16 protein-coding genes are annotated in these 24,757 nt (G+C 74.3%); 3 read left to right on the forward strand and 13 right to left on the reverse strand.

Annotated elements, in window-relative coordinates:
- Nucleotides 1-57 precede the first annotated feature (57 nt).
- The 9 genes from ACZ7JZ_RS23465 to ACZ7JZ_RS23505 form a co-directional block, all read right to left on the reverse strand.
- Nucleotides 58-1,386, reverse strand: a complete 1,329-nt coding sequence (locus tag ACZ7JZ_RS23465; RefSeq protein WP_470942504.1) for a pseudouridine synthase — start codon at nucleotides 1,384-1,386, stop codon at nucleotides 58-60.
- The gene (scpB, locus tag ACZ7JZ_RS23470; RefSeq protein ID WP_470942506.1) at nucleotides 1,386-2,006 is read right to left on the reverse strand and encodes an SMC-Scp complex subunit ScpB; all 621 of its coding nucleotides are present in this window, start codon (nucleotides 2,004-2,006) and stop codon (nucleotides 1,386-1,388) included. The genes ACZ7JZ_RS23465 and scpB overlap by 1 nt, the downstream gene beginning before the upstream one ends.
- Complete coding sequence (locus tag ACZ7JZ_RS23475) at nucleotides 2,003-3,340, reverse strand: segregation and condensation protein A (protein WP_470942508.1); 1,338 nt, start codon at nucleotides 3,338-3,340, stop codon at nucleotides 2,003-2,005. The genes scpB and ACZ7JZ_RS23475 overlap by 4 nt, the downstream gene beginning before the upstream one ends.
- Before the next feature lie 83 nt (nucleotides 3,341-3,423).
- Nucleotides 3,424-4,017, reverse strand: coding sequence for a hypothetical protein (locus ACZ7JZ_RS23480; RefSeq protein WP_470942510.1), 594 nt, complete (start codon nucleotides 4,015-4,017; stop codon nucleotides 3,424-3,426).
- The gene (locus ACZ7JZ_RS23485; protein WP_470942512.1) at nucleotides 4,002-5,039 is read right to left on the reverse strand and encodes a ParA family protein; all 1,038 of its coding nucleotides are present in this window, start codon (nucleotides 5,037-5,039) and stop codon (nucleotides 4,002-4,004) included. The genes ACZ7JZ_RS23480 and ACZ7JZ_RS23485 overlap by 16 nt, the downstream gene beginning before the upstream one ends.
- Before the next feature lie 503 nt (nucleotides 5,040-5,542).
- A complete protein-coding gene (ald, locus tag ACZ7JZ_RS23490) occupies nucleotides 5,543-6,658 on the reverse strand; it encodes an alanine dehydrogenase (RefSeq protein ID WP_470942516.1) in 1,116 nt (371 codons plus the stop codon).
- Nucleotides 6,659-6,809: 151 nt separating this feature from the next.
- On the reverse strand, nucleotides 6,810-9,218 hold the full coding sequence (locus ACZ7JZ_RS23495) for a tetratricopeptide repeat protein (protein WP_470942519.1): 2,409 nt from the start codon (nucleotides 9,216-9,218) through the stop codon (nucleotides 6,810-6,812).
- A gap of 543 nt (nucleotides 9,219-9,761) precedes the next feature.
- Complete coding sequence (locus ACZ7JZ_RS23500) at nucleotides 9,762-10,397, reverse strand: NUDIX domain-containing protein (protein ID WP_470942574.1); 636 nt, start codon at nucleotides 10,395-10,397, stop codon at nucleotides 9,762-9,764.
- A 103-nt stretch (nucleotides 10,398-10,500) separates the two neighbouring features.
- The gene (locus ACZ7JZ_RS23505) at nucleotides 10,501-12,147 is read right to left on the reverse strand and encodes a CTP synthase (RefSeq protein ID WP_470942525.1); all 1,647 of its coding nucleotides are present in this window, start codon (nucleotides 12,145-12,147) and stop codon (nucleotides 10,501-10,503) included.
- Between the two features lie 458 nt (nucleotides 12,148-12,605).
- On the opposite strand from ACZ7JZ_RS23505, the gene ACZ7JZ_RS23510 reads away from it, so the two are divergent.
- Entirely contained in the window at nucleotides 12,606-14,411 is a 1,806-nt protein-coding gene (locus ACZ7JZ_RS23510) for a glycoside hydrolase family 15 protein (RefSeq protein ID WP_470942529.1), read from the forward strand.
- A gap of 42 nt (nucleotides 14,412-14,453) precedes the next feature.
- The gene (locus ACZ7JZ_RS23515; RefSeq protein WP_470942531.1) at nucleotides 14,454-15,833 is read left to right on the forward strand and encodes an FAD-binding oxidoreductase; all 1,380 of its coding nucleotides are present in this window, start codon (nucleotides 14,454-14,456) and stop codon (nucleotides 15,831-15,833) included.
- Nucleotides 15,834-15,851: 18 nt separating this feature from the next.
- Here ACZ7JZ_RS23515 and ACZ7JZ_RS23520 read toward each other — a convergent pair whose 3' ends face one another.
- Together ACZ7JZ_RS23520 and ACZ7JZ_RS23525 are read right to left on the reverse strand one after the other, a co-directional pair.
- On the reverse strand, nucleotides 15,852-17,498 hold the full coding sequence (locus ACZ7JZ_RS23520; RefSeq protein ID WP_470942534.1) for a flavin monoamine oxidase family protein: 1,647 nt from the start codon (nucleotides 17,496-17,498) through the stop codon (nucleotides 15,852-15,854).
- An 11-nt stretch (nucleotides 17,499-17,509) separates the two neighbouring features.
- Nucleotides 17,510-19,126 (reverse strand): APC family permease, encoded by a 1,617-nt coding sequence (locus tag ACZ7JZ_RS23525; protein ID WP_470942537.1) that lies wholly within the window; start codon nucleotides 19,124-19,126, stop codon nucleotides 17,510-17,512.
- 202 nt (nucleotides 19,127-19,328) lie between these two features.
- Between ACZ7JZ_RS23525 and ACZ7JZ_RS23530 the strand changes: the two genes are divergently transcribed.
- Complete coding sequence (locus ACZ7JZ_RS23530; protein ID WP_470942540.1) at nucleotides 19,329-20,963, forward strand: PucR family transcriptional regulator; 1,635 nt, start codon at nucleotides 19,329-19,331, stop codon at nucleotides 20,961-20,963.
- Between the two features lie 355 nt (nucleotides 20,964-21,318).
- Here the strand turns inward: ACZ7JZ_RS23530 and ACZ7JZ_RS23535 are convergent, their stop codons facing one another.
- Both ACZ7JZ_RS23535 and recN read right to left on the reverse strand, forming a co-directional pair.
- Entirely contained in the window at nucleotides 21,319-22,386 is a 1,068-nt protein-coding gene (locus ACZ7JZ_RS23535; protein ID WP_470942575.1) for a glycosyltransferase family 4 protein, read from the reverse strand.
- Between the two features lie 380 nt (nucleotides 22,387-22,766).
- Nucleotides 22,767-24,563, reverse strand: coding sequence for a DNA repair protein RecN (recN, locus tag ACZ7JZ_RS23540; RefSeq protein WP_470942543.1), 1,797 nt, complete (start codon nucleotides 24,561-24,563; stop codon nucleotides 22,767-22,769).
- Nucleotides 24,564-24,757: the final 194 nt, after the last annotated feature.

Genomic DNA, 24,757 nt, shown 5'->3' on the forward strand with positions numbered 1-24,757 from the left:
ATTCCCCGGATGCGTACCGGGAGGCCGTCCGTACCCGCTCGGGTACGGATGCGGGTACTACAGGCCGACCTCGCGCATCAGCATGCCGACCTCGGTGTTGGTCAGGCGGCGCAGCCAGCCGGACTTCTGGTCGCCCAGCTCGATGGGGCCGAAGGCGGTGCGGACCAGCTTCTCGACCGGGAAGCCCGCCTCGGCGAGCATCCGGCGGACGATGTGCTTGCGGCCCTCGTGCAGGGTGACCTCGACCAGGTAGTTCTTGCCGACCTGGTCGACCACGCGGAAGTGGTCGGCCTTGGCGTAGCCGTCCTCCAGCTGGATGCCGGACTGGAGGCGCTTGCCGATCTCGCGGGGCAGCGGGCCGGTGATGGCGGCGAGGTAGGTCTTCTGGACGCCGTACTTGGGGTGCGTCAGGCGGTGGGCCAGCTCTCCGTGGTTGGTGAGCAGGATGATGCCCTCGGTCTCCGTGTCGAGGCGGCCGACGTGGAAGAGCCGGGTCTCGCGGTTGGTGACGTAGTCGCCGAGGCACTGGCGGCCGTCCGGGTCCTCCATGGTGGAGACGACGCCGGCGGGCTTGTTGAGCGCGAAGAACAGGTACGACTGGGTGGCGACGGTCAGGCCGTCCACCTTGATCTCGTCCTTCGGCTGCACCCGCTTGCCCTGCGAGGTCACGATCTCGCCGTTGACCTCGACGCGGGCCTGCTCGATGAGCTCCTCGCACGCGCGGCGCGAGCCCATGCCGGCGCGGGCGAGCACCTTCTGCAGCCGCTCGCCCTCCTGCTCCGCACCCGGGAAGGTCTTCGGGGTCTTGATCACGGGGCGGTCGGCGTACCGGTCGCGCACGCGCTCCTCGATCCGCGCGTCCAGCTCGCGCGGGCGGGACTGCCCGCTGCGGCTGCCGGGACCGTTGCGCGGGCCGCCGGCGCCGCCGATGCCGGGGGTCCTGGGGCTCTTCGGGCCGCCCTTGGCCCCGCCGCGGGCCGAGGCACCGCGGGCGCCGCCGCCGTCGCGGGCGCCGCGGGCACCGCCGCCACCGGCCTTGGCCCCGGCGCGGCCGTTGCGCTCGCCCTCGGGGCCGACGTCGTAGCGGCGCTCCTCCGGACGGGGGTTGCGGATGCGCTTGGGGGCCTGGTCGCGGTCGCGGTCCGAGCCGCCGCCCTGGTACCCGCCGCCGGAGCCGCCCCGGTAGCCGCCACCGCCGGAGCCGGAGCCGCCGCGGTAGCCGCCGCCTCCGGAGCCGCCGGACCCGCCGCGGGAGCCGCCACCGCCGGAGTTGCCCCCGCGGTAGCCGCCGCCTCCGGAGCCGGAGCCGCCGCGGGAGCCACCGCGCCCGCCACCGCCGCTGCTGTTCCTGTTGCCGCCGCCGTTGCCGCTGCCACTGCTTCGCATCAAAGTTCCGTCGTCTTGTCGTCGTCTACATCGGGGTCCGGTGCGTCCGGATCGAACGACGGCACACCTTCCTGCGTCTCTGCTTCGATCGCGTCCGCCTCCGGGAGGAAGGGCGCGAGCTCCGGGAGCTCGTCCAGGCCGCGCAGGCCCATCCGCTCCAGAAAGTAGTTCGTCGTCCTGTACAGGATCGCACCTGTTTCGGGTTCCGTGCCCGCCTCCTCCACGAGACCCCGCTGGAGGAGGGTCCGCATGACCCCGTCACAGTTCACCCCGCGGACCGCCGAGACCCGCGACCGGCTCACCGGCTGCCGGTACGCGACCACGGCCAGCGTCTCCAGGGCCGCCTGGGTGAGCCGGGCCTGCTGGCCGTCCAGGACGAAGCGCTCCACGGCCGCCGCGTACTCCGGCCGCGTGTAGAACCGCCAGCCCCCCGCGACCAGCCGCAGCTCGAAACCGCGGCCCTGTACGGCGTACTCGTCGGCGAGCCCGCGCAGGGCGTCGGCGATCTCCCGCGGGGTCCGCTCCAGCAGCCTGGCCAGGTGGGCCTCGGTCGCCGGTTCGTCGACGACCATGAGCACCGCCTCCAGGGCGGGCTTCAGCTCCAGCTTCGCGACGCTCATCGCCCGGTCCTCCCTCGTCTTTCCGGGCCCTCTCCCGGACCCTGTCCTGCGGCTTCGGCGGCTTCCGGGCCCGCCGCTCCCCCTCCGGCCCCGTCCGCCGCGCCCGCCGGGCGGTCGAACTCGTCCGTCACCACCACCGGCCGGTCCCCCTCCGCGGCCGCCCAGCGGACCGTGAGCGGCCCGAGGGCCTCCTCCTGGTCGAGGGCCACCGCGCGCTCGCGGTAGAGCTCCAGGAGGGCCAGGAAGCGGGCGACGACGGTGAGGGTGTCGGGGGCGTCGGCCGTCAGCTCCCCGAAACTGGCCCGCCCGGCCGCCCGCAGCATGGCCACGACCAGCTCGGCCTGCTCGCGCACGCTCACGAGCGGGGCGTGGATGTGGTCCACGTACACCTGCGGCTTCGCCTTGGGCTGCATCGCCTTGACCGCCAGCTTCGCGAAGCCCTCGGCGCCGATGCTGATGACCACCTCGGGCAGCAGTTCGGCGTGGTGGGCCTCCAGCCCGACGGTCCGCGGGTAGCGCCTGCCCTCGGCCTCGGCCCGCAGGCCGAAGATCTCGGCGATCTGCTTGTACGCGCGGTACTGGAGCAGCCGGGCGAAGAGCAGGTCCCGGGCCTCCAGGAGGGCGAGGTCGGCCTCGTCCTCCACCTCGGCCGCGGGCAGCAGCCGGGCGGCCTTGAGGTCGAGGAGGGTGGCGGCGACCACCAGGAACTCGGTGGTCTGGTCGAGGTCCCAGTCCGGCCCCATGGCGCGGATGTGCGCCGTGAACTCGTCGGTGACCTTGTGCAGCGCGACCTCGGTGACGTCCATCTTGTGCCGGGAGATCAGCTGCAGCAGCAGGTCGAAGGGCCCCTCGAAATTCGCCAGCCGTACGGTGAACCGCCCGTCGCCGACGTCACGGCCCCCATCGGCGCCGGGGCCGGCCTCGGTGCCGGGGCCGTCCTCGGCTTCGCTGTCGGCGGCAGCTCCGGGGTCCTCACGGGCTTCGCGGTCCGCGGCGGGTTCGGGGCCCCCGTCGGCTTCGGGGACGACCGGAGCTGCTTCGGGGACGGCCAGGGCCCCAGGGACGGCCGGACCTTCAGGGGCCGCAGCAGCTTCGCGCCCCTCAGGGGCCTCAGGGGCCGCTCCGGGCTCCCCCGGGCCGCCGGGGCCGGATTCCCCCGCGGCCGCCCGTACGGGCCCCTCAGGGGCCTCCAGGGGCTCCTGCACGACCTCCGGTGCCGTCCCGGGATGCGGGTCGGACTCCGGGTCCGGCCCCGGCCCGGGGGCGCCCGGGCCGCGGCCGAGGGTGCGGCGCGGGGTACGGGGCGGCCGGGCGGGCTCGTCGGTCGGGGGCATGGCCATCCAGGGTGCACGTGCGTGGGGACGGGGCGGGGCCCCGGGCGGGCGGGACGGCTGCCGGCCGCACCACCGCGGGCAGGCTACCGGCCGCGCAGACGGCGGACCAGGATGCTCGCGTCGCCGCGCGACTCCAGGTCGGCCAGGACCACGGCGACCGCCTCGCGGACGATCCGGCCGCGGTCCACCGCGAGCCCGTGCTCCCCGCGCAGGACCAAGCGCGCGTGCTCCAGGTCCATCAGCTCCTCGGCGGAGACGTACACGGTGATCTTCTCGTCGTGGCGCTCGCGCCCGCTGGGCCGGCGGTTGGCGCCCCGGCCCTTGCCCCGCCGGGGGGCGGCCGCCGCGGAGGCTCCCGCCGCGGCCCCCGCTCCGGCGGCTGAACCTTCCTGCGGACGCCTGGGAGCGGCCACCAGCGGCACCGGGGGCGCCTCCGCGACCGTTTCCGCGGCGAGGGCGGCCGCGGCCGCCGCAGCGGCCTCCTGGAGCCGCAGGCGGCCCTCGGGGGCCCCGGCCGGCAGGCCGCCGCCGTCACCCGCGGCCGTCGCGCCGTGCTCCGCGGCCGCGGGACCCGGGTCCTCGGGGCCCGGCCGCCGCGGGGAGGAGGACTGCAGTGCCGTTCCTCCGGTGGTACGGAACAGTTCGTCGGCTCCGGGCAGACTCACTCGGCGTGACACCGGGCGAGCACCTCCCTGGCGAGCTGGCGATACGCGGCGGCGCCGACGGAGTTGGAGGCGTACGTCGTGATCGGCTCGCCGGCGACCGTGGTCTCCGGGAAGCGCACGGTACGGCCGATGACCGTGTGGTAGACGTGGTCGTCGAAGGCCTCGACCACGCGCGCCAGCACCTCGCGGCTGTGCACCGTGCGGGAGTCGTACATCGTGGCGAGGATGCCGTCGAGCTCCAGCTCCGGGTTCAGCCGCTCCTGGACCTTCTCGATGGTCTCGGTCAGCAGGGCCACGCCGCGCAGGGCGAAGAACTCGCACTCGAGCGGCACGATGACCTTGTGAGCCGCCGTCAGGGCGTTCACGGTCAGCAGGCCCAGCGAGGGCTGACAGTCGATCACGATGTAGTCGTAGTCGGCCATCAGGGGCTTGAGGGCCCGCTGGAGGGTCGACTCGCGCGCGACCTCGCTCACCAACTGCACTTCCGCAGCGGAGAGGTCGATGTTGCTCGGCAGCAAGTCCATGTTCGGGACAGCCGTCTTGAGCAGCACCTCGTCGGCCGACATGCCCCGCTCCATGAGCAGGTTGTAGACCGTCAGGTCGAGTTCCATCGGGTTCACGCCGAGGCCCACCGACAGAGCGCCCTGCGGGTCGAAGTCGACGAGCAGCACGCGCCGCCCGTACTCCGCGAGTGCGGCGCCCAGGTTGATGGTCGACGTGGTCTTGCCGACGCCGCCCTTCTGGTTGCACATCGCGATGATCTTCGCCGGGCCGTGCTCGGTCAGGGGACCGGGGATCGGGAAGTACGGCAGCGGCCGTCCGGTCGGGCCGATCCGCTCGCGCCGCTGTCTCGCGGCGTCGGGAGCGAGAGTGGCCGCGTACTCGGGGTCGGGCTCGTACTCGGCGTCGGGGTCGTAGAAATGCCCTTCGGGCATCCCGTCGTAGTCGGCGAAACCGGTGGGCTCGCGGCCGCTCAGGTCGCCGGCCATGGAGTTCACGTCTAGGCCGTCCATGCTCTTTTGGGGCGTCGTCATGTGCTGGTGGTTTGCGAAGGTGCGGACTGCGACGGAGCCGACAGCCTCGAGCCCTGCGGGGACATGGCCCCGGGCGGGCGTCCCTGCTTGACCACCCCCAGGAGTAAATGTCGACTCATTCACAAGTCGTCTTACCTCCTCGGACGTGACCAGGACACTTATCGATAGGTCAGCGTGGCACCATGCCGACGGTTGGCGACTCTATGGCGTGTCACCGGTCCGCAGCAACACAATCGGCCGGACGCGGCACGATGTGTCGGCAACCGAACACCACTCTGTCAAGGGCGTACGGGCTGCCGCTGCGAAGTTTCACGGGTGCGCGAAACGGTTAAAGGGTTACGTTCGAGGCGAGTTGGAGCCGGGCCGCCCGGCCCCGCCAACGCGTCCGGCCGGACCTTGCGGGGCAAGGTCCGGCCGGACGCGTGAGATTGACGGCACTCGTTGACGGGGCGGCGCGGGACCGGGTCGGGTCCCGTCCGCACGGTGCCGCACCGCGGCCCGTATCAGCCGAGGAGCGTGCTCAGCTCGACGGTGCCGAGCCCGTGGGCCTCGGCGACCGGGCCGTAAACGACCTGGCCGTCATGGGTGTTGAGGCCCAGGCCGAGCGCGGGGTCGCGGCGCAGCGCCTCGACCCAGCCGAGGTTCGCGAGCTGCACGATGTAGGGCAGCGTGGCGTTGGTGAGCGCGTAGGTGGAGGTGTTCGGCACGGCGCCGGGCATGTTGGCGACGCAGTAGAAGACCGAGTTGTGGACCTGGAAGGTCGGCTCGGCGTGGGTGGTCGGACGGGAGTCCTCGAAGCAGCCGCCCTGGTCGATCGCAATGTCGACAAGGACACTTCCGGGCTTCATCCGGGAGACGAGCTCGTTGGTGACCAGCTTCGGGGCCTTCGCACCCGGGATCAGTACGGCACCGACGACGAGGTCGGCCTCGACGACGGCCTTCTCCAGCTCGTAGGCGTTGGAGACGATCGTCTTGACCTTCGTACCGAAGATCTTGTCGGCCTCGCGGAGCTTGTTGATGTCGCGGTCGAGCAGGGTCACGTGGAAGCCCATGCCGATGGCGATCTGCACGGCGTTCCAGCCGGACACGCCGCCGCCGATGACCACGCACTCGCCGGCGTGGGTGCCGGGCACGCCGCCGGGGAGGACGCCGCGGCCGCCGGCCGAGCGCATCAGGTGGTAGGCGCCGACCTGCGGGGCCAGGCGGCCCGCGACCTCGGACATCGGGGCGAGCAGCGGGAGCGCGCGGTTCGCGAGCTCGACCGTCTCGTACGCGATGGCGGTGGTGCCGGACTCCAGGAGGGCGTCCGTGCACTCGCGGGAGGCCGCGAGGTGCAGGTAGGTGAAGAGGGTCTGGTCCTTGCGGAGGCGGTGGTACTCCTCCGCGATGGGCTCCTTGACCTTCAGCAGCAGGTCGGCGGTGGCCCAGACCTCGTCGGCGGTGCCGAGGATCTCGGCTCCGGCGGCGACGTACTCGGCGTCCGTGATCGAGGAGCCGGTGCCGGCGTTCTGCTCGATGAAGACCTGGTGGCCATTGCGGACGAGCTCGTGGACACCGGCGGGGGTGATGGCCACGCGGAACTCGTTGTTCTTGACCTCGCGGGGGATGCCGACCTTCATCGTCGATCACGGTCCTTGGCTCAGGGGATTAACCGGGGCAATGCCATACATACCCATTGCACCAGTACGCAGCGGGATGCACCACGGGATGACGTGGTGGAGCCAGTCTAATGAAGGATTTGGAGCTGTCTAGCCTTACAAACCAAATATCTCAGCGCGAACCACTACGGATTTCGTAGGCACCTTCTTCCTCGGGGGCATCGCTGAGCAGGCGGTCCGCGGTACCGCGGTGCAGCCGCGCCGCCGCCGGGTCGCCCAGCCGGTCGAGGGTGTCGGCGAGCCGGACCTGCAGGGCCGCCTGGAGCCGCAGGTCGCCGGCCTTGCGGGCCAGCTCCACGGCGGCGCGGCAGGTGTGCAGCGACTCCTCCGGCCGGCCCGCGTACTCCTGCACCCGGGCCATCTCGCTCAACGCCTTTGCGTGGCCGGGGACATCGGCCAGCTTCCGGTAGCCTGCCGCGGCCGAGCGCCAACTGCGCAGCGCCTCGCCGTAGCGTCCCGCGTACGTGTGCACGTTCCCCAGCCGCCCGTACAGGCGCGCCCCGTCCGCGCGCTCGCCCCGGGCCAGCCGCTGGGCCAGGGCCCTGCCGTACCAGTCGGCGGCCCTGTGCCAGTCCCCCAGCACCTGGTGCACCCCGCCTACGGATTCCATCGCGCGCCCGGTCGCGTAGTGGTCCCCGGCGGCCCGTCCGGCGTCCAGGGCGCAGCGGTAGCGCTCCAGGGCCTCGGCGGTCCGGCCGGTCTCCGCGTCGAGGTCGCCGAGGTTCAGCAGGGCGGCGGCCCGCTCCCGGTGCAGCCCGTGCCGCTCCGCCACGTCGAGGACCAGCCCGTGCAGCCCGTACAGCTCGGGGGCGGCGGCCGCGGTGCCGCGGTGCGCGGCCAGGGCCCGTACGAGCGCGGCGACCAGCCGCCGGGCCAGGGTGTCCAGCTCCCCGTCCGCCACGGCGAGGGCGGCCGAGGCCGTCAGGGCGGGCAGCCGGGTGTCCAGCCAGGCAGCGGCGGCGGCCCGGTCCGCGAAGCGCAGGGCGCGGGGCAGGCCCGCGGGCAGCTCCCGGGCCGGGGTCCCGTCCGCCAGGCCGATCACGGACTCCCCGGCGCCCGCCGCCCCCTCGGGGCCCTCGGCGGAGATCCGGCAGGACACCAGCAGCCGTACGGTCCGCTCCAGCATTCGGGCGCGGGCCAGCTGGACCTCCGCGGGGCGCTCGCGGGTCTCCAGCAGCTCCTGGAGGAGCGGGGCGAGGCAGCCGGGCACCAGGTACCGGTCCTCGCCGGCCGGGCCCAGCAGCCCCAGCCCGGCGAAGTCCGCCAGGGTGGTCTGGGCGGCGGCCACCGAGCAGCCGGAGAGCGCGGAGGCGGTGTGGCCGTCCACGGCGCCCGCGGGGGCCAGCGGAAGCAGGCGCAGGGTGCGCTGGGCGGGCTGCGGCAGGGACTCGTAGACCAGCCGGAAGGCGCGGGGCAGCGGGCCGCGGTCGGGGGTCCCCTCGCGCATCCCGTGGAGCTGCTTGACCACGTCGGCGAGGGCCGCCTTCGGGTGCGCGGCGAGCCAGCCCGCGGCCAGGGCGAGGGCGGCGGGCTGGCGCCCGCACTCCTCGGCCAGCGCCTCCGCGGCCCGGGGGTCGACGGTCACGCGGACCTCGCCGATCCGCCGTACGAGCATCTCCACGGCGGCCGGGGTGTCGAGCCCGCCGAGGGTGCAGGGGCGGACGTCGGGGATGCCGGTGAGGGGGCCCGCGCCGGTCACCACGGCCAGGCAGCCGGGGTCGTCGGCGAGCAGCGGGTCCACCTGCTGGGCGTCGGCCGCGTCGTCGAGGAGCATGACCACCCGGCGGCCGGCCAGTGCGGTCCGCAGCGCCGAGCTGAGCTCCTCCCCGCCGGCGCCGGGCGGGGTCGGCAGCCCGAGGCCCTCCAGGAGGGTGCGGGCGGTCCGCTCGGTCGGCACCTGCTCCCCGCCGGGCAGCGAGAGCCGGGCCCGCAGGACCCCGTCCGGATAGTCGGCGGCGACCTCCCGCACGAACTGCTCCGCGAGGGCCGTACGGCCGGAGCCGGGCCGCCCCGCCACGAGCAGCACGCGCGCGCGGGGCGCCTTGCGCCCGGTGAGCGTGTCGAGCCCGGTCCGCGCGATGTCCTCGCGCAACTCCTTGAGCTCCCGCCGCCGCCCGAAGAACGCGCCCCCGGACACGGCACCCCCCACACCCGACCCGTCCCGCCCGGCTGCGGGGGGGCTGGACGGCTGCTGCGCGGGGGTGGGGTGGGGGGGTGTCGGGTGCGCGGGCGCGGGGGGCGCGGGCGCCGGGTGCACGGGCGCCGGGTGCGCGGGCGGCTCCTGCCCGGCGGCCGCCCCGGCTGCCGTCATCCCGGCCGCGGTCGCCTCGGGCGCGGTCGCCCCGGGTGTGGGGTGCCCGGGCGCCTTCTGCCCGGCGGCCGGGCTCCCTGCCGTCGGGTGTACGGGCGCCCCCTGCACGGGCGGCGTCGGGTGTACGGGCTGGTGGCCGGCCTGCGAGGCCGTGGGGCCGTGGGGGTGGTGCGCGGGGGCGTCGGGGCGCCGCGCGGCTTCGTCCGTCAAGGATCCGCTCCTCTCCCTGCCGGGGGGCGCTGCCGGGTGGCCTGCCTTTGGCTCTCGGGATGGCGAGCGTAGTTCACACAGAGCGACGGGTCGGCGGGGCCGTGCCGGACACATCGCCCGATCGGATCAGCCGATCGTCACACCACGTACCCCGCTGCGCGGGGCCTCTCCCCCACCCCGCCCCTTCCCGAAACCGGGGCCACCCCCGGCCCCCGTTTCCGTGCGCTCCGCGCCCGGTGCGCTCAAACGCCGCGCGGGCTGGAATGTGCTGCGGTTCGCTGGCATGTGCCGCTCAGCGGCCTCGCCGCGGCAAATCCAGCATCGCGCGGCAAACCCAGCCCCGCCGGCGCTTGAGGCGCGGGGTGCGGGGCGGAGCCCCGAAACCACCCACCCACCCGCACCTGACCCGACCACCCCGGCCAAACCAGCCCCGCCGGCGTGTGAGGCGCGGGGGTGTGGGGGCGGAGCCCCCGCTTCGGGAAGGGGCGGGGTGGGGGAAGGAGCCCGCGCAGCGGGGGCCGGGGTCAGCAGGGGGCCCGGGGCTCACGGAGTGAACGGGCGGGCCGGCCACGGCGCATCGGCCGGGCGCAGCCCGTCGAGCCCCGCCGGCCCCCCGTCGGCAAGCGCGGCCGCCAGCGCCAGCACCCCGGTGACCAGCCCGACGTTCTGGAGCCGCCCGCCCAGGATCCCGGCGACCAGCTCGCCGACCGGCACCCGCGCGGACTCCATGTCCGCCTCCTCCTCGGAGACCTCGAAGACCTCGCCGTCCGCCTCGGACAGGTCCCGCGCGAGGTAGATCCGGATCGCCTCGTCCGAGCCGCCGGGGGTGGCGAAGATGTCGGTGAGGACCCGCCAGTCCCCGGCCTTGAGGTGCGCCTCCTCGTACAGCTCGCGCTGCGCCGCGGACAGCGGGTTCTCCCCCGGTACGTCGAGCAGCCCGGCCGGCAGCTCCCACAGCTTGTGCCGCACGGGGTGCCGGTACTGGCGCAGTACGAGGACCCGCTGCTCCCCGTCGAGGGCGAGCACGCACACCGAGCCGGGGTGCACCTGGTAGTCGCGGCGGGCGACCGAGCCGTCCGGCATGACCACGTCGTCCGTGTTCACGGCCGTCTTCTTGCCCCGGAACGGCGTCTCGCTCGCGACGACCCTCCAGGACTCCGGCACGTCCCTGATTTCCACCGACACCCTCACACCCTCCCGATCGCGGATACGCGGCAGCCGGGGTGCGGAAGGAACCCGAAAGGGATCCGCACCCCGGCCGTCTACGTTATGCGACCTGGCGTCAGGCCTTCTTCTGGCGCTCCACGGCAGCCTTCACCAGGCCCGCGAAGAGCGGGTGCGGGCGGGTGGGGCGGGAGCGCAGCTCCGGGTGGGCCTGGGTGGCCACCAGGTAGGGGTGGACCTCGCGCGGGTACTCGACGTACTCGACGAGCTTGTTGTCCGGGGAGGTGCCGGAGAACTGCAGGCCGGTCTTCTCCAGCTCGCCGCGGTAGGCGTTGTTGACCTCGTAGCGGTGGCGGTGGCGCTCCTCGACGTACTCCTTGCCGTCGTACACCTCGCGCACGATCGAGCCCTCGGCGAGCTTGGCGGGGTACATGCCCAGGCGCATCGTTCCGCCCAGGTCGCCGGCGCCCTCGACGAAGGCCAGCTGCTCCTCCATGGTGGAGATGACCGGGTGCGCGGTGGAGGCGTCGAACTCGGTGGAGTTCGCGTCCTCGATGCCGGCCAGGTTGCGCGCGGCCTCGATGACCACGCACTGCAGGCCCAGGCACAGGCCGAGCAGCGGGATCCTGTTCTCGCGGGCGTAGGTGATGGCGCCGACCTTGCCGTTCACGCCGCGGTCGCCGAAGCCGCCGGGCACGCAGATCGCGTCCACGTCGCCGAGCTGCTTGGCGGCGCCGGCCGCGGTCTTGCAGTCGTCGGAGGTGACCCACTTGATCTTGACGCGCGCCTTGTTGGCGAAACCGCCGGCGCGCAGCGCCTCGGTCACCGACAGGTAGGCGTCGGGCAGGTCGATGTACTTGCCGACGAGGGCGACGGTGACCTCGTGGTCGGGGTTGTGGACCCGGTCGAGGAGGTCCTCCCAGACGGTCCAGTCAACGTCGCGGAAGGGCAGGTCGAGCTTGCGCACGACGTACGCGTCCAGGCCCTCGGTGTGCAGGACCTTCGGGATGTCGTAGATCGACTTGGCGTCGATGGCGGCGACGACGGCGGCCTCGTCCACATCGCACATCAGCGAGATCTTGCGCTTGATGGAGGTGGGGACGTCGCGGTCGGCGCGCAGCACGATGGCGTCGGGCTGGATGCCGATGTTGCGCAGGGCGGCGACGGAGTGCTGGGTCGGCTTGGTCTTCAGCTCGCCGGAGGGGCCGATGTACGGCAGCAGCGAGATGTGCACGACGAAGACGTTGTCGCGGCCGACCTCGTGGCGGACCTGGCGGACCGTCTCCAGGAAGGGCAGGGACTCGATGTCGCCGACGGTGCCGCCCACCTCGGTGATGACGACGTCGACGTCGTCGGTCGCCATCCGCCGGATGCGGTGCTTGATCTCGTTGGTGATGTGCGGGATGACCTGCACGGTGTCGCCGAGGTACTCGCCGCGCCGCTCCTTGGCGATGACCTGCGAGTAGACCTGGCCGGTGGTGACGTTGGCCGAGCCGTCGAGGTCGACGTCGAGGAAGCGCTCGTAGTGGCCGATGTCCAGGTCGGTCTCGGCGCCGTCGTTGGTGACGAACACCTCGCCGTGCTGGAAGGGGTTCATCGTGCCCGGGTCGACGTTCAGGTACGGGTCGAGCTTCTGCATCGTGACCCGCAGGCCCCGAGCCTTGAGCAGCGCACCCAGGCTGGAGGCGGTGAGCCCCTTGCCGAGGGAGGAGGCGACACCTCCGGTGACGAAGATGTGCTTGGTCGTCATGGATTTGGGCGGCATCGCCAAGAGGGGGCTCCCGTGGTCGCGAAGTGAGGTGCGTCCGGCGGCGTCCCCTGTTTCGGGGGTGCCGGAGCTGCGGTTTCGGGGCCCCTGATTCGCACAGGCAGACCACCGGTCCACGGGGTACCAGCCTATCAGCGACCTCGGCGGTCCGCTTCCGGCCACGCGGCGGGAACCGGCCATCACACCCCACCGGAGGGCCTTTCGGCAGCTCCGCGCCCCTCACGTCACCCTTCACTCACCCGTTCGGAGTACAGGTATTGCCGTGCTCCCCCAGGAGATCACTATCGTGCGGTCGTATTCTGCTCGGATACGGATATCCCCGCCGGGCGGACCGGCTCAGGCACCACCCCCGCCCGCTCCGGCAAGCTTGAACTCGTCAACGACCCCTGACCGCGAAGAGACCGCCCGGCCGTCGTCGCCCGGGCGTACGTGGCCGTTCGACTGGAGATACGCACGTGTCCGGGCGCATCGAGGATTACGCACTCATCGGAGACATGCAGACCGCCGCCCTGGTCTGCAGGGACGGATCGGCGGACTGGCTCTGCCTGCCGCGCTTCGATTCCCACGCCGTGTTCGCAGGGCTGCTGGGCACCGGGGAGCACGGGTTCTGGCGGATCGGCCCGGCCCACCCGGCCGGCACCGAGCCGCCCCGCGCCGACCGGCGGCGCTACCGCGGGGACTCCCTGGTCCTGGAATCCGAGTGGGACACCCCGCGCGGCACCGTCCGCGTCATCGACTTCATGCCGCCGCGCGAGGACCACGCCCCCCAGCTGATGCGGATCGTCGAGGGGGTCAGCGGCCGGGTCCCGGTCCGCTCGGCGCTGCGGATGCGGTTCAGCTACGGCCGGATCGTGCCCTGGGTGCACCGGGTGGACGGCCGTACGGTCGCCGTGGCCGGACCCGATTCGATCTGGCTGGACACGGAGGCCGAGACGTACGGCAAGGACCTCACGACGTACGCCGACTTCACCGTGGCCCCCGGCGACCGGATCGCCTTCACCATCAGCTGGCAGCCCTCCCACAAGGAGCCGCCCGCCCGGCCCGAGCCCGAGGCCGCCCTGGAGGCCACCGCCGAGTTCTGGCGGGACTGGGTGGGGCACTGCACGTACCACGGGCCCTACCGGGAGGCGGTGGTCCGCTCCCTGATCACCCTCAAGGCCCTCACGTACGCCCCGACCGGCGGGATCGTCGCCGCGCCGACCACCTCCCTGCCCGAGGAGATCGGCGGGGTCCGCAACTGGGACTACCGCTACACCTGGCTGCGCGACGCGGCGATCACCCTCTCCTCGCTGCTGCGCACCGGCTACCGCGAGGAGGCCCGCGCCTGGCGCGAGTGGCTGCTGCGCGCGGTCGCCGGCGACCCCGAGAACCTGCAGATCATGTACGGCATCGCGGGCGAGCGGGAGCTCGGCGAGAACGAGCTGGACTGGCTGCCCGGGTACGAGGGCTCCCGCCCGGTCCGCGTCGGCAACGGCGCCGCCCACCAGCTCCAGCTGGACGTGTACGGCGAGGTCACCGAGGCCCTGCACCTGGCCCACATGACCGGCCTGGCCCGCAACGACTACGCCTCCGTCCTCCAGCTCAAGCTGATCCGCTACCTGGAGACGCACTGGAACGAGCCCGACGAGGGCATCTGGGAGGTCCGCGGGCCGCGCCGCCACTTCGTGCACTCGAAGGTCATGGCCTGGGTGGCCGTGGACCGCACGATCAAGCTGATCGAGTCCGGGGACGCGGACGGGCCGCTGGAGCGCTGGCGCGACCTGCGCGAGGACATCCACCGGGACGTGTGCGAGAAGGGCTACGACCCGGAGCGCAACACCTTCACGCAGTCGTACGGCAGCAGGGAGCTCGACGCCTCCCTGCTGCTCATCCCGCAGATGGGCTTCCTGCCGCCCGACGACAAGCGGGTCATCGGCACCATCGAGGCGATCCAGCGGGAGCTGTCCACCCCGGACGGGTTCATCCTGCGCTACCCGACCGCCGGCGAGGAGGCGGGCGTGGACGGGCTGGAGGGCGACGAGGGGGCCTTCCTGGCCTGCTCGTTCTGGATGGCCGACGACCTGGCGATGATCGGCCGGGTGGACGAGGCCCGCCGGCTCTTCGAGAAGCTGCTGTCCCTGCGCAACGACCTCGGACTGCTCGCCGAGGAGTGGGACCCGCGCCTCCAGCGGCAGGTGGGCAACTTCCCCCAGGCCTTCAGCCACGTCCCGCTGATCGACACGGCGCTGCGGCTCACGGCGAGCGGGGCGTACGGGGGCTGACTAGCCTGGAAGGGTCCTTCCCGCATCCCGGAAGGGGGCACCATGGCCCTCTCGAAGGCGGGCACGGCCCTGGCCGAGCTCCGCGAGGACCTGTCCGGAGACGTGTACGCGCCCGGGGACCCCGGGTACGACGGTGCCCGGACGGTCTTCAATGCGATGGTCGACCGCCGGCCGGCCGTGATAGCCCAGTGCGAGGACCCGTCCGACGTGGTCACCGCCGTGCGCTTCGCCCGGGAGCTGGACCTCCCGGTGGCGGTGCGCGGCGGCGGGCACAGCGTGGCCGGGTCCGCCCTGAACGACGGCGGGCTGGTCGTGGACCTGCGCCGGATGAACGAGGTCACGGTGCACCAGGGCGCGAGGGCGGTCCGGGTGGCCGGCGGGGCCACCATGGGGCTGCTGGACCGGGCCTGCGCTCCGTACGGGCTGGCGACCACCGGGGGCCGGGTCTCGACCACCGGCGTGGGCGGGTTCGTGCTCGGCGGGGGCTCGGGCTGGCTGGACCGGAGCTTCGGGCTGGCCGTGGACAACCTGCTCGGCGTGGAACTGGTCACCGCCGACGGCACGTTCGTCGAGGCCACCGCCGAGGAGAACCCGGAGCTGTTCTGGGCCCTGCACGGCGGCGGCGGGAACTTCGGCGTCGCCACCTCCCTGACCCTGCGGCTGCACGAGCTGCCCGCGATGTCCGTGGCGCTGGTCCTGTACCTGCCCGAGCACGGCCCCCGGGCCCTGCGGACCTACCGCGACCTCATCGAGAGCGGGCCGCCGCAGGCCGGCGGCGGGTTCCTGTACCTGACCGGGCCCCCGGAGGAGTTCGTACCGGGGCACCTGGTCGGCACCCTGCTCGCCGGGGCGCTGCTGACGTACGCCGGGCCCGAGGAGGAGATGCGGCGGGTGGCCGCGCCCCTGCTGGCCCTGCCGCACGAGGCCGAGATCGTCACCGGCATCCCGTACGCCGACCTCCAGTGCATGCTCGACGACCCGCCCGGGATGCGGAACTACTGGTCGGCGGAGTACCTGACCGGGCTGCCGGACGCGTACGCGGACGTGTTCTGCGCCCGCGCCGACTCGATGCCGGTGCCGACCGGCACCCAGCACGTGGTGTGGCCGCAGGGCGGGGCGATCGCCTCGGGCCCGGCGCAGTGGCCGGTGCCGTACCGGGGCGCGCCCTGGGCCGTGCACCCGTTCGGCATCTGGGAGGACCCGGCCGACGACGAGCGCTGCGTGCAGTGGGTCAGGGACGTCCGCGCCGACGCCGCCCCGTGGAGCACGGGCGCGGTCTACCTCAACTTCACCGGGGACGAGGGCCGGGACCGGGTGGTGGCCGGCCTGGGCGCGCAGAACATGGCGCGCCTGGCCGCGGTGAAGCGGGAGTACGACCCGGACAACGTCTTCCGCTTCAACCACAACATCAGGCCGGCCTGAGGCCCCGGTGCCCGGGCGTCAGGAGACGGCGGCGATCACCTCCCGGGCCGCCCGCTCCCCCTCGGTGGCGCCGCCCTCCATGAACCCCTGGAAGTCGTAGCTGCAGTGCTCGCCCGCGAGGTGGATGCGGCCCTGCGCGGTGCCCTCGTACTTGGCGTACCGGTGGAGGTAGCCGACGGGCCAGTAGGAGTAGGCGCCCAGCGTGCGGGGGTCGCGGTGCCAGGCCGAGAGCTGGGCCCGGCCGTTCCAGACCGCCCGGGTGCCGGGGAAGAAGGCGTCGATGCCGGTGAGCATGCGGGAGGCGAGGCCGCGTACGTACGGGTCGGACTCGGTGGCGAAGGGGGTGGCGGGGGTGAGGGCGGCCGCGAGGCTGCCGCCGCCGTACTGGAGCAGGATGCCGCCGGTGCCGGGCTGGAGCTTGGTGGTGTCCCAGGTCTGCTGCACCTCGGAGTCGGTGAAGCAGTCCCCGGCGGAGACCCCGGGCCAGGGGCCGCTGCCGCGCCAGGGCCGGGCGGTGAACTGCATGTTGAGCTTGGTGCAGTGGCCCATCCGGGCGTCGCGCAGCAGGTTGCGCATCCGCGGGTCGAAGCCGGCCGCGGAGAGGTCGATGCGCTGGAGGACCGGCAGCGGTACGCACAGGACGGTGTGGTCGGCGACGGCGGTGCGCGTGGCTCCGGAGTCGTTGAACGTGAGGGTCTGGGTGCCGTCGGCGTTGGCGCGTACGGCGGTCAGCTCGCGGCCCGGGACCAGCGTGCCGGCGGGCAGGGCCTGTGCGATGGCCTGCGGGAGGCGGTCGTTCCCGCCGACGATGTGGTAGCGCTCGTTGGACAGCCCCCACACGTTGAAGTTGCCGGGGTTGGGCTGGTAGCCCATCAGCAGGACGAGGGCCAGGGCGGACTGGAGCTGGGTGTCGGCCCCGTACTCGACGTTGTACGCCACGTCGATGAAGCGGCCGAGCCGGGAGGAGTGGCCGCCGGGGACGCGGGTCTCGATCCACTCGTACAGCGACATCTCGTCGAGGGCGGTGCCGACGGGGGTGGTGCTGTTCCAGGACACCTCCCCGGCCTCCTGGAGGTCGCGGCGCAGCGACTGGTAGACGGCCTTGAAGTCCTCGTCGGCCTGGTGGCGCGGGTAGTACGCGCCGTCGAACCAGAGGACCTCCTCGGCCCCGTTGGGCCCGCCGCCGAGGAAGTCCTCGGTCGGCAGCCCGAAGCGGCGGCACAGCTCCAGCATCTTCTTGTGGCTGGTGTCGATCAGCTCGCCGCCGATCTCGGAGCTCTGGCCGTGGGCCCAGTGGTCGCGCTGGGTCCGGATGCGGCCGCCGACGCGGCCGGGGTCGGCCTCGTACAGGGTGCAGGCGTAGCCGGCGTCCTTGAGGGTCAGGGCCGCGGTGAGGCCGGCGATCCCGGCGCCGACGACCGCGATCCGGGGGCTGCCGGCGGGCGGGGGCTTGGGGGCGGTGTCGGTGCCCGCGGCGGTCTGGGCCGCCGCGGGGGCGGCGGCCGCTGCGGCCACCGCCGTGCCCAGGCCGAGGGCGGCGGCGCGGCGCAGCAGGGCGCGGCGGTCCATGCCGCGGACCTCTGCGGTGGGGACGCGGAGGCGGCGGGCGGCGGCGTGCTCCGCGGCGAGCGTGCGGAGCGCGTGCATGAGGGGGGTACGGGCCATGGCGGTGGCTCCTACGGGGCGGTGACGGCGGAGGGGGAGGTGCCTTCGGTGCTGTCGGTGCTCTCCGTGCTGGTGGCACTGTCCGTGCCGGTGTGACGGGTGGTGCTGGTCTGACGGGTGGTCTCCGTGTGGCTGTCGGTGCGCTCCGCGGAGTCCTCCAGGACGATCCGGCCGATGAGCGCGTACCGCTCGGGATCCCTGGCCTTGAGCCACAGGCCGAGGCCGAGGCCGCCGAGGAAGACGAGGGCGACGGTCCAGGGGATCAGCTTGAAGAAGAGCGAGTCGGCGGCCAGGCCGGCGGCGGTCTCCATGTTGACCACGAGCAGGACCACGACCGCGCTCATGCCGATCCCGCCGAGGAGCGGGGCGGTCAGGGTCCGGAACCAGTGCCGGTCCTCCGGGTGGTTCCTGCGGAAGTACCCGATGACGGCGAAGGAGCACAGGGTCTGGACGATGAGGATCGCCATGGTGCCGAGGATGGCGAGCAGCGTGTAGAGGTGGATGTACGGGTCCTGGCCGGTGAGCCAGAACCCGCCGACGAGGGCCACCGCGATCGCGGTCTGGGCGACCGAGGCCACGTACGGGGAGCCGTGCCGTGCGTGGGTGCGGCCGAGGGCGGGGTGCAGGAAGCCCTCGCGGCCGATGGCGTAGAGGTAGCGGGCGGCGCACTGGTGGAAGGCCATGCCGCAGGCGAAGGAGCCGGTGAGCAGCAGCCACTGGAAGGCGTCGACGGCCCAGGCGCCGATGAAGGCCTGGGTGGGGGCGAAGAACAGGTCGAGGGGGTTCGCGGAGGCGGACAGCTCCACGGACTTGGCCAGGCCGTTGCCGGAGATGGCCATCCAGGACACGAAGATGTAGAAGAGGCCCACGCCGACCACGGAGACGAGGGTGGCCCGGGGGATGACCCGCTTGGGGTCGCGGGACTCCTCCCCGTACATCGCGGTGGACTCGAAGCCGACCCAGGACCAGAAGGCGAAGAAGAGGCCGAGGCCGGCGGAGGCGCCCGTGAAGGCGTTCTTCGGGTTGACGGGCTCGAGGGGGATCCCGTCGGGGCCGCCGCCCGCGAGGAGGACGGCGAAGGCGACGGCGAAGAGCACGGCGATCTCGGCGACGAGCATGATGCCGAGGGCCTTGGCGGTGAGGTTGATGTCGAAGTGCGCGAGGACCGCGGTGACGGCCAGCATGGCGGCCGCGTACAGGATCCAGGGGAGGTCGGCGCCCAGCTGGTCGCGGACGGTGGTCTTGGCGAAGTAGGCGAACACGCCGACGATCGAGGCCTCGAAGACGATGTACGCGAGGACGGCGAGCATGCCGGAGGCCATGCCGGCGATCCGGCCGAGGCCGTGCGAGATGTAGCCGTAGAAGGCCCCCGCGGCCGTGATCCGCTTGGCCATGGCCACGTACCCGACGGCGAAGACGGTCAGGACGAGGGTGGCGAAGAGGTATCCGGCGGGGGCTCCCGTGCCGTTGCCGAAGCCGACGGCGATGGGGAGGTTGCCGGTCATCGCGGTGATGGGGGCGGCGGTGGCGACCGCCATGAAGACGACGCCGACGAGACCGACGGAGTTCGCCTTCAGGCGCTGGACCTGGGGGGTGGGACGGGCTGAACTGGATGAACTCGACGGCATTTTCCGTCCTCTTCCGTTCGTGCGGTGTACCCGGGGTGGAGCGGGGGCCCACTCTGGACCCGCGTGACGCAGGCCACAATCGACGCGGAGTCCGATAATCGCCTTGTAGAGGCGACGAGTTGTCGGGGTGTACGGGCGCGTGTGACCGGCCGTAACCCCCGGGTGATGTGCACGGAACGGAGGGGCCGGTACCGTCCGCGATATGGACAACCAGGGCGGGATCACCGTTCAGCGCGCGCTTGAGCTGCCGGGACTGCGCAGCGGACTTCCAGAGGTCGTGGCCGGAGCCGACCGGCTCGGTCGGACCGTCCGCTGGGTGCACGCGGGCGAGGTGCCGAACATCGCCTCGCTCCTCAAGGGCGGCGAGCTGCTGCTGACCACCGGGCTGGGCCTGGGCACCCGGCCGGCCGAGCAGCGGGCCTTCGTACGCCGGCTCGCCGACCGGGGCATCGCCGCGCTCGTCGTCGAGCTGGGGCCGCGGTTCACGCGGCTGCCGGCGACCATCGTGGAGACGGCGCGGGCGGCGGGGCTGCCGCTGGTGCAGCTGCACCGGGAGGTGCCGTTCGTCGCGGTGACCGAGGAGGTCCACACCGAGATCGTCAACGGGCACTACGCGCTGCTCCAGCGGGCCGAGGAGGTCCACCGGCGCTGTACGGAGGCCCTGCTGGGCGGCGGGGGCATCCCCCAGGTGCTGCGCATCCTGGCCGGGTTCACGGCGAACCCGGTCTTCCTGGAGACCCCGGACGGCCAGCTCCTCTATGCGGCGGACGGCGGCTCCGGGGAGGTCGGCGCGGACCCGCTGCAGATCTGGGAGGGGCTGCGCGGACAGCGCGAGGCCCGGGCGGAGGGGCCGCCCGCCAACGCGGTCCTCGTGGACGTGCCCGGCGGCGGGCACGGCACCGGGTCGGTCCGGGCCCGGCTGGTGCTGCTGGGGGTGTCCGGACCGCTCCAGCCGGTCCACCGGATCGCCGCCGAGCGGACGGCGAGCGTGCTGGCGGTGGTCCTGATGCAGGCCCGGCAGGAGGAGGAGCTCGCGGCCCGGGGCCGCGGGGACTTCCTGACCGACCTGGCCGAGGGCCGGATCGCCGCGGAGGACGCCCCCGCGCAGGCCCGGGTGCTGGGCTTCCGGCCGGCGGAGGACAGCCCCCTGCTGCCGGTGGTGATGCGGCTCGCCGCCGACCTGGGGGCCTCCGGGAACTGGGCGGTGCTGGCGCGCGCCGTGCTGGAGGAGCTGGCCGCGGTGGGCGTGCCCGCGCTGCTGGGCGTACGGCCCGTGGAGGGGCGCGTACCGGTGCTGCTGGCGCTGCGCACGGACAGCGAGCGGGCGGCCGTCGCCGACCGGGTCGCGGCGGCGCTGCGGGCCGGGGTGGAGCGGGCCGGGCTGGACCGGGCCGGGACCGGGCAGCCGGTGGTCGTCGTGGGCGTGGCCGGCGGCTGGGCCGCGGCCTCCGGCGGGCTGCGGCACGCCGCGGAGACCGCGACCGCCGCGCAGGGCCTGCCGCCGCGGCCCTGGTACGACGCGCGGCGGCTGGACATCGACCTGCTGCTGTGGCGGCTGCGGGAGCACCCGGACCTGGCGGCGTACGTGGAGCGGGCGATCGGCCCGCTGCGCGCCCACGACCGGTCCTCGCGGCCGGCGCTGCTGCCGACGCTGGAGACGTACCTCGCGCACGCGGGCCGCAAGGCGGAGACCGCCCGCGAACTCCACCTGAACCGCCAGACCCTCTACAACCGCCTGGCCCGCATCTCGGAACTCCTCGGCACCGACCTGGACGACCCGGAGTCGGTCCTCTCCCTCAGCCTCGCCCTCAGAGCCCGCCGCCACACCCAGCCGTAAGGGGTGCCACCCCGAAGACCGCCCCCCACCCTTCGGCACCCCGTTCCGGACGCTCCGCGCCCGGTGCGCTCAATCGCCGCGCGGGCTGGATACCGCACCCGTGCCCTGAACTGTGCAGCCGCCACGAACCCGGCCACCCCGGGCCAGACCCGGGCCACCGAAAACCAGCCCCGCCGGCGTTTGAGGCGCGGGGCCCGGGGCGGAGCCCCGAAACCACCCGCCCGCCCCCACCCGACCCACCCACGCCGACCGAGATCCAGCCCCGCCGGCGTTTGAGGCGCGGGGGTCCTGGGGCGGAGCCCCCGGGGTCGGGAAGGGGCGGGTCGGGGAACGGGCCCCCGCGCAGCGGCGTGCCCTAACGCCCGGCCCGCCCCACCCGCTCCGCCAACTCGTCGTAGACGGCCAGCACCTGGGCCACCGTGTCGTCCTCCGTCGGCCACGTCGCCGCCTGCACGGGCCCCGCCGCAGCCAGCCCGGCCCGCCGCCCCGCATCCCCCAGCAGCCCCGCCACCGCAGCCCCCAGCGCCTCCGCGTCCCCGTACGGGACGAGGACCGCCGCGTCCCCCACCAGCTCCGGCACGCCCCCCACCGCCGTCGCCACCAGCGGTACGCCCAGCCGCAGCGCCTCCTGCGCCAGCAGCGACCGCGCCTCCCAGCGGCTCGGCAGCACCGCCACGTCCGCCGCCGCGAGCAGTTCCGCCACGTCCTCCCGCCGCCCGAGCAGCCGCACCGGCAGCCGCTCGGCCAGGATCCGCCGGGACAGCGCCGCCCGCTGCGGCCCCTCCCCCGCGATGACCAGCAGCGGCGCGGGATCCAGGGCGGCCCACCCGCGGGCCGCGTCGAGCAGCACCCCGTACCCCCGCCGCGGCACGAGGCTGCCGACCGCGATGACCAGCGGCCGCTCCACCGCGCCCAGTTCGGCCCGCGCCTTCGACTCCTGCCCCGGCTCCGCCGCCCGCAGGACGGCCGGTACGGTCACGGGGGCCAGCCGCGCATCCCGCGCACCCCGCCGCCGCGCCCGGTCCACCTGGTCGGAGGAGGTGCCCAGCACCACCGCGGCCGCCCGCGCCACCCGGCGCTCCAGCAGCCGCGTCAGCCCGCCGAGCGGCCCCTCGGCCGCCGGACCGGCGTGCCAGGTCACGACCAGCGGCACCCGCCGCCCGCCGAGCGCGAGCGCGGCGCGCAGGGCGGCCTGGAGCCCGTGGGCGTGCACGATGTCCGCGCCCGCGCACGCGGCCCGCAGGGCGCCCACGGCCGGGGGTGCGAACTGGGCACCGGCGCCCGTGAAGTCGTACTCCCCCTCGGCCTCGGGCGGGGCGCACACCGTCACCCGCACCCCCCGCGCGGCGAGGCCGGTCGCGAGCGAGCGGACGTGCGCGGTGCTGCCCGCGCCGGCGCCGCCGAGGACCTGGACGGTACGCATCGGAGGGCGCCCGTACGGCGGGACCGTTGTGCTGCTCACGTGCCGGAGCTCCTGGATGCGGGGAAGCGGGACGGGACGGGCCCGCGGGGGCCGGCCGGGCCCGCAGGGGGCCCGGCAGGAGGGACGGGCCCAGGATGCCAGCCCGTACGCGCGTTCCGCGTCCGTCCGGGTGCGGATCCCGTGCGGGAACGCGTCACACCCCTCCAGGGATCAGCCACAAGGGGGATGGCTCGTCCATACGCTCGACGCGAACCGGAGCCCGTGCGGCCGTCGGCACCCCCGACGGCACAGGACCGGCGCACACACCCGTACGCCGGCCCACCACCCACCGCCCGCGGCCACCGCCCGCGGCCACGCGCCCGGGCCCGGGCCCGCGCGCCCTACGCGTCCGCCCGCGCCGCCGCCAGCAGTTCCTCCGCATGGGCCCGCGCGGTCTGCGAGTCCTCCTGGCCCGCGAGCATCCGGGACAGCTCCCTGACCCGGTCCTCGCCCTCCAGGACCGTGACGCCGCTGCGCGTCACCGACCCGTCGTTCGTCTTCTCCACCAGCAGCTGCCGGTCGGCGAAGGCCGCGACCTGCGGAAGGTGCGTGACGACCACGACCTGCGCGGACTTGGCGAGCTTCGCCAGCCGCCGGCCCACCTCCACCGCGGCCTTGCCGCCGACCCCCGCGTCGACCTCGTCGAACAGGTACGTCGGCACCGGGTCCGAGCCCGCGAAGACCACCTCGACCGCCAGCATCACCCGCGAGAGCTCACCGCCCGAAGCGCCCTTGGCGATCGGCCGCGGCTGCGCGCCCGGGTGCGGGGCGAGCAGCAGCTCGACCTCGTCCGCACCCGTCGGCCCGTACGCCACCGGCCGCCCGCCGACCTCGACCCCGTCGGCCGGATCGTCGACCCCGGCCTGCCGGATGTCGATGGTCACGCGCGCGTGCGGCATCGCCAGCGAGGCCAGCTCGGCCGTCACGGCCGAGGCGAACCGCTCCGCGGCCTCGGCCCGCGCGTCCGTCAGGGCCTGGGCCAGACCGGACAGTTCCCGCCGCAGCCCGTCGCGCTCCGCGGTCAGCTCCCCGATCCGGTCGTCGTCCCCGTCCAGCTCCGTCAGCCGCGCCGCACCCCGCTCGGCCCAGGCCAGCACCCCGGCGATGCCGGTCGGAGCCCCGGCCTGCCCGGCCTGCCCGCCGGTCCCGGCGTCCACGCCGTACTTGCGGACCAGGTGGTTCAGGGCGGCCCGCCGCTCCTCCACCGCGGCCAGCCGCAGCGGGTCGGCGTCGAGGTCGTCGGCGTACCCGGCGAGCTCCCCGGCCACGTCCGCGAGCAGGATCCCGAGCTCCCCGATGCGCTCCGCGAGCCCGCCGAGCACCGGATCGTAGGCCCGTACGGCCTCCAGCGCCCGGTGCGCACCGGCGACCAGGGTGCCCGCGTCCACGCCCTCCGGGTCCTCCGGATTGCCCGCGAGGGCGGCGTGCGCGAGCACGGCGGCGGAGGCCAGGGACTCGGCGTGGCCGAGCCGCTCCGCCTCCGCGGCGAGCTCCTCGTCCTCCCCGGCGCGCGGTTCGACGGCGGCGACCTCGTCGAGCCCGAAGCGCAGCAGGTCGGCCTCCTGGGCCCGCTCCCGGGCCCGGGTGGTGATCGTCTCCAGTTCGCCCGCGACGGCCCGCAGCCGCCGGTACGCGGCGGTGTACTTCTCCAGCGGTACGGCCACGGCATCGCCGGCGTACCGGTCCAGGGCCTGCCGCTGCCGGGCGGGCCGCAGCAGGCCCTGCTGGTCGGTCTGGCCGTGCACGGCGACCAGGTCGTCGGCCAGCTCGCCGAGCAGCCCCACGGGCACCGACCGGCCCCCCAGGTGCGCCCGGGAGCGGCCCTCGGCGGAGACGGTACGGCTGATCAGCAGCGTGCCCTCGTCGAGCTCGGCGCCCGCCTCCTCGGCCCGCAGCGCGGCGGGGGCGTCGGCGCGCACGACGATGCGGCCCTCGACCACGGCGGCCTTGGCCCCGACCCGCACGAGCGCCGGGTCGGCCCGGCCGCCGAGCAGCAGGCCGAGGCTGGTGACCACCATCGTCTTGCCCGCACCGGTCTCGCCGGTCACCGCGGTGAAGCCGGGCGACAGCTCCACCACCGCGTCGTCGATGACCCCGAGCGACCGTATCCGCATCTCCTCAAGCACGCCCAAGACCATACCGAGGTTTCACCGGTGCCACGCGCCCCCACGGGGTGACCTTCACCGAACGGCCCGAACACCGGACGCAGAACCCCGGACACGGACCACCGGACACGGACGGCCGGACGCAGAGCACCCGGCACGGCACACCCGGCACCGACCACCGCACCGGAGCACGGCCGCGCCCGGCACCCCGCGCCCGCCCCGCCCGG

The organism is Streptomyces sp. NPDC038213 (assembly GCF_055600495.1).

Coding starts and splice junctions, on each gene's coding strand:
- ACZ7JZ_RS23465 (WP_470942504.1), bottom strand. CDS start 1,386: ATGCGAAGCAGTGGCAGCGGCAACGGCGGCGGCAACAGGAACAGCAGC.
- scpB (WP_470942506.1), bottom strand. CDS start 2,006: ATGAGCGTCGCGAAGCTGGAGCTGAAGCCCGCCCTGGAGGCGGTGCTC.
- ACZ7JZ_RS23475 (WP_470942508.1), bottom strand. CDS start 3,340: ATGCCCCCGACCGACGAGCCCGCCCGGCCGCCCCGTACCCCGCGCCGC.
- ACZ7JZ_RS23485 (WP_470942512.1), bottom strand. CDS start 5,039: ATGACGACGCCCCAAAAGAGCATGGACGGCCTAGACGTGAACTCCATG.
- ald (WP_470942516.1), bottom strand. CDS start 6,658: ATGAAGGTCGGCATCCCCCGCGAGGTCAAGAACAACGAGTTCCGCGTG.
- ACZ7JZ_RS23505 (WP_470942525.1), bottom strand. CDS start 12,147: ATGCCGCCCAAATCCATGACGACCAAGCACATCTTCGTCACCGGAGGT.
- ACZ7JZ_RS23515 (WP_470942531.1), top strand. CDS start 14,454: ATGGCCCTCTCGAAGGCGGGCACGGCCCTGGCCGAGCTCCGCGAGGAC.
- ACZ7JZ_RS23520 (WP_470942534.1), bottom strand. CDS start 17,498: ATGGCCCGTACCCCCCTCATGCACGCGCTCCGCACGCTCGCCGCGGAG.
- ACZ7JZ_RS23525 (WP_470942537.1), bottom strand. CDS start 19,126: ATGCCGTCGAGTTCATCCAGTTCAGCCCGTCCCACCCCCCAGGTCCAG.
- ACZ7JZ_RS23530 (WP_470942540.1), top strand. CDS start 19,329: ATGGACAACCAGGGCGGGATCACCGTTCAGCGCGCGCTTGAGCTGCCG.
- ACZ7JZ_RS23535 (WP_470942575.1), bottom strand. CDS start 22,386: ATGCGTACCGTCCAGGTCCTCGGCGGCGCCGGCGCGGGCAGCACCGCG.
- recN (WP_470942543.1), bottom strand. CDS start 24,563: ATGGTCTTGGGCGTGCTTGAGGAGATGCGGATACGGTCGCTCGGGGTC.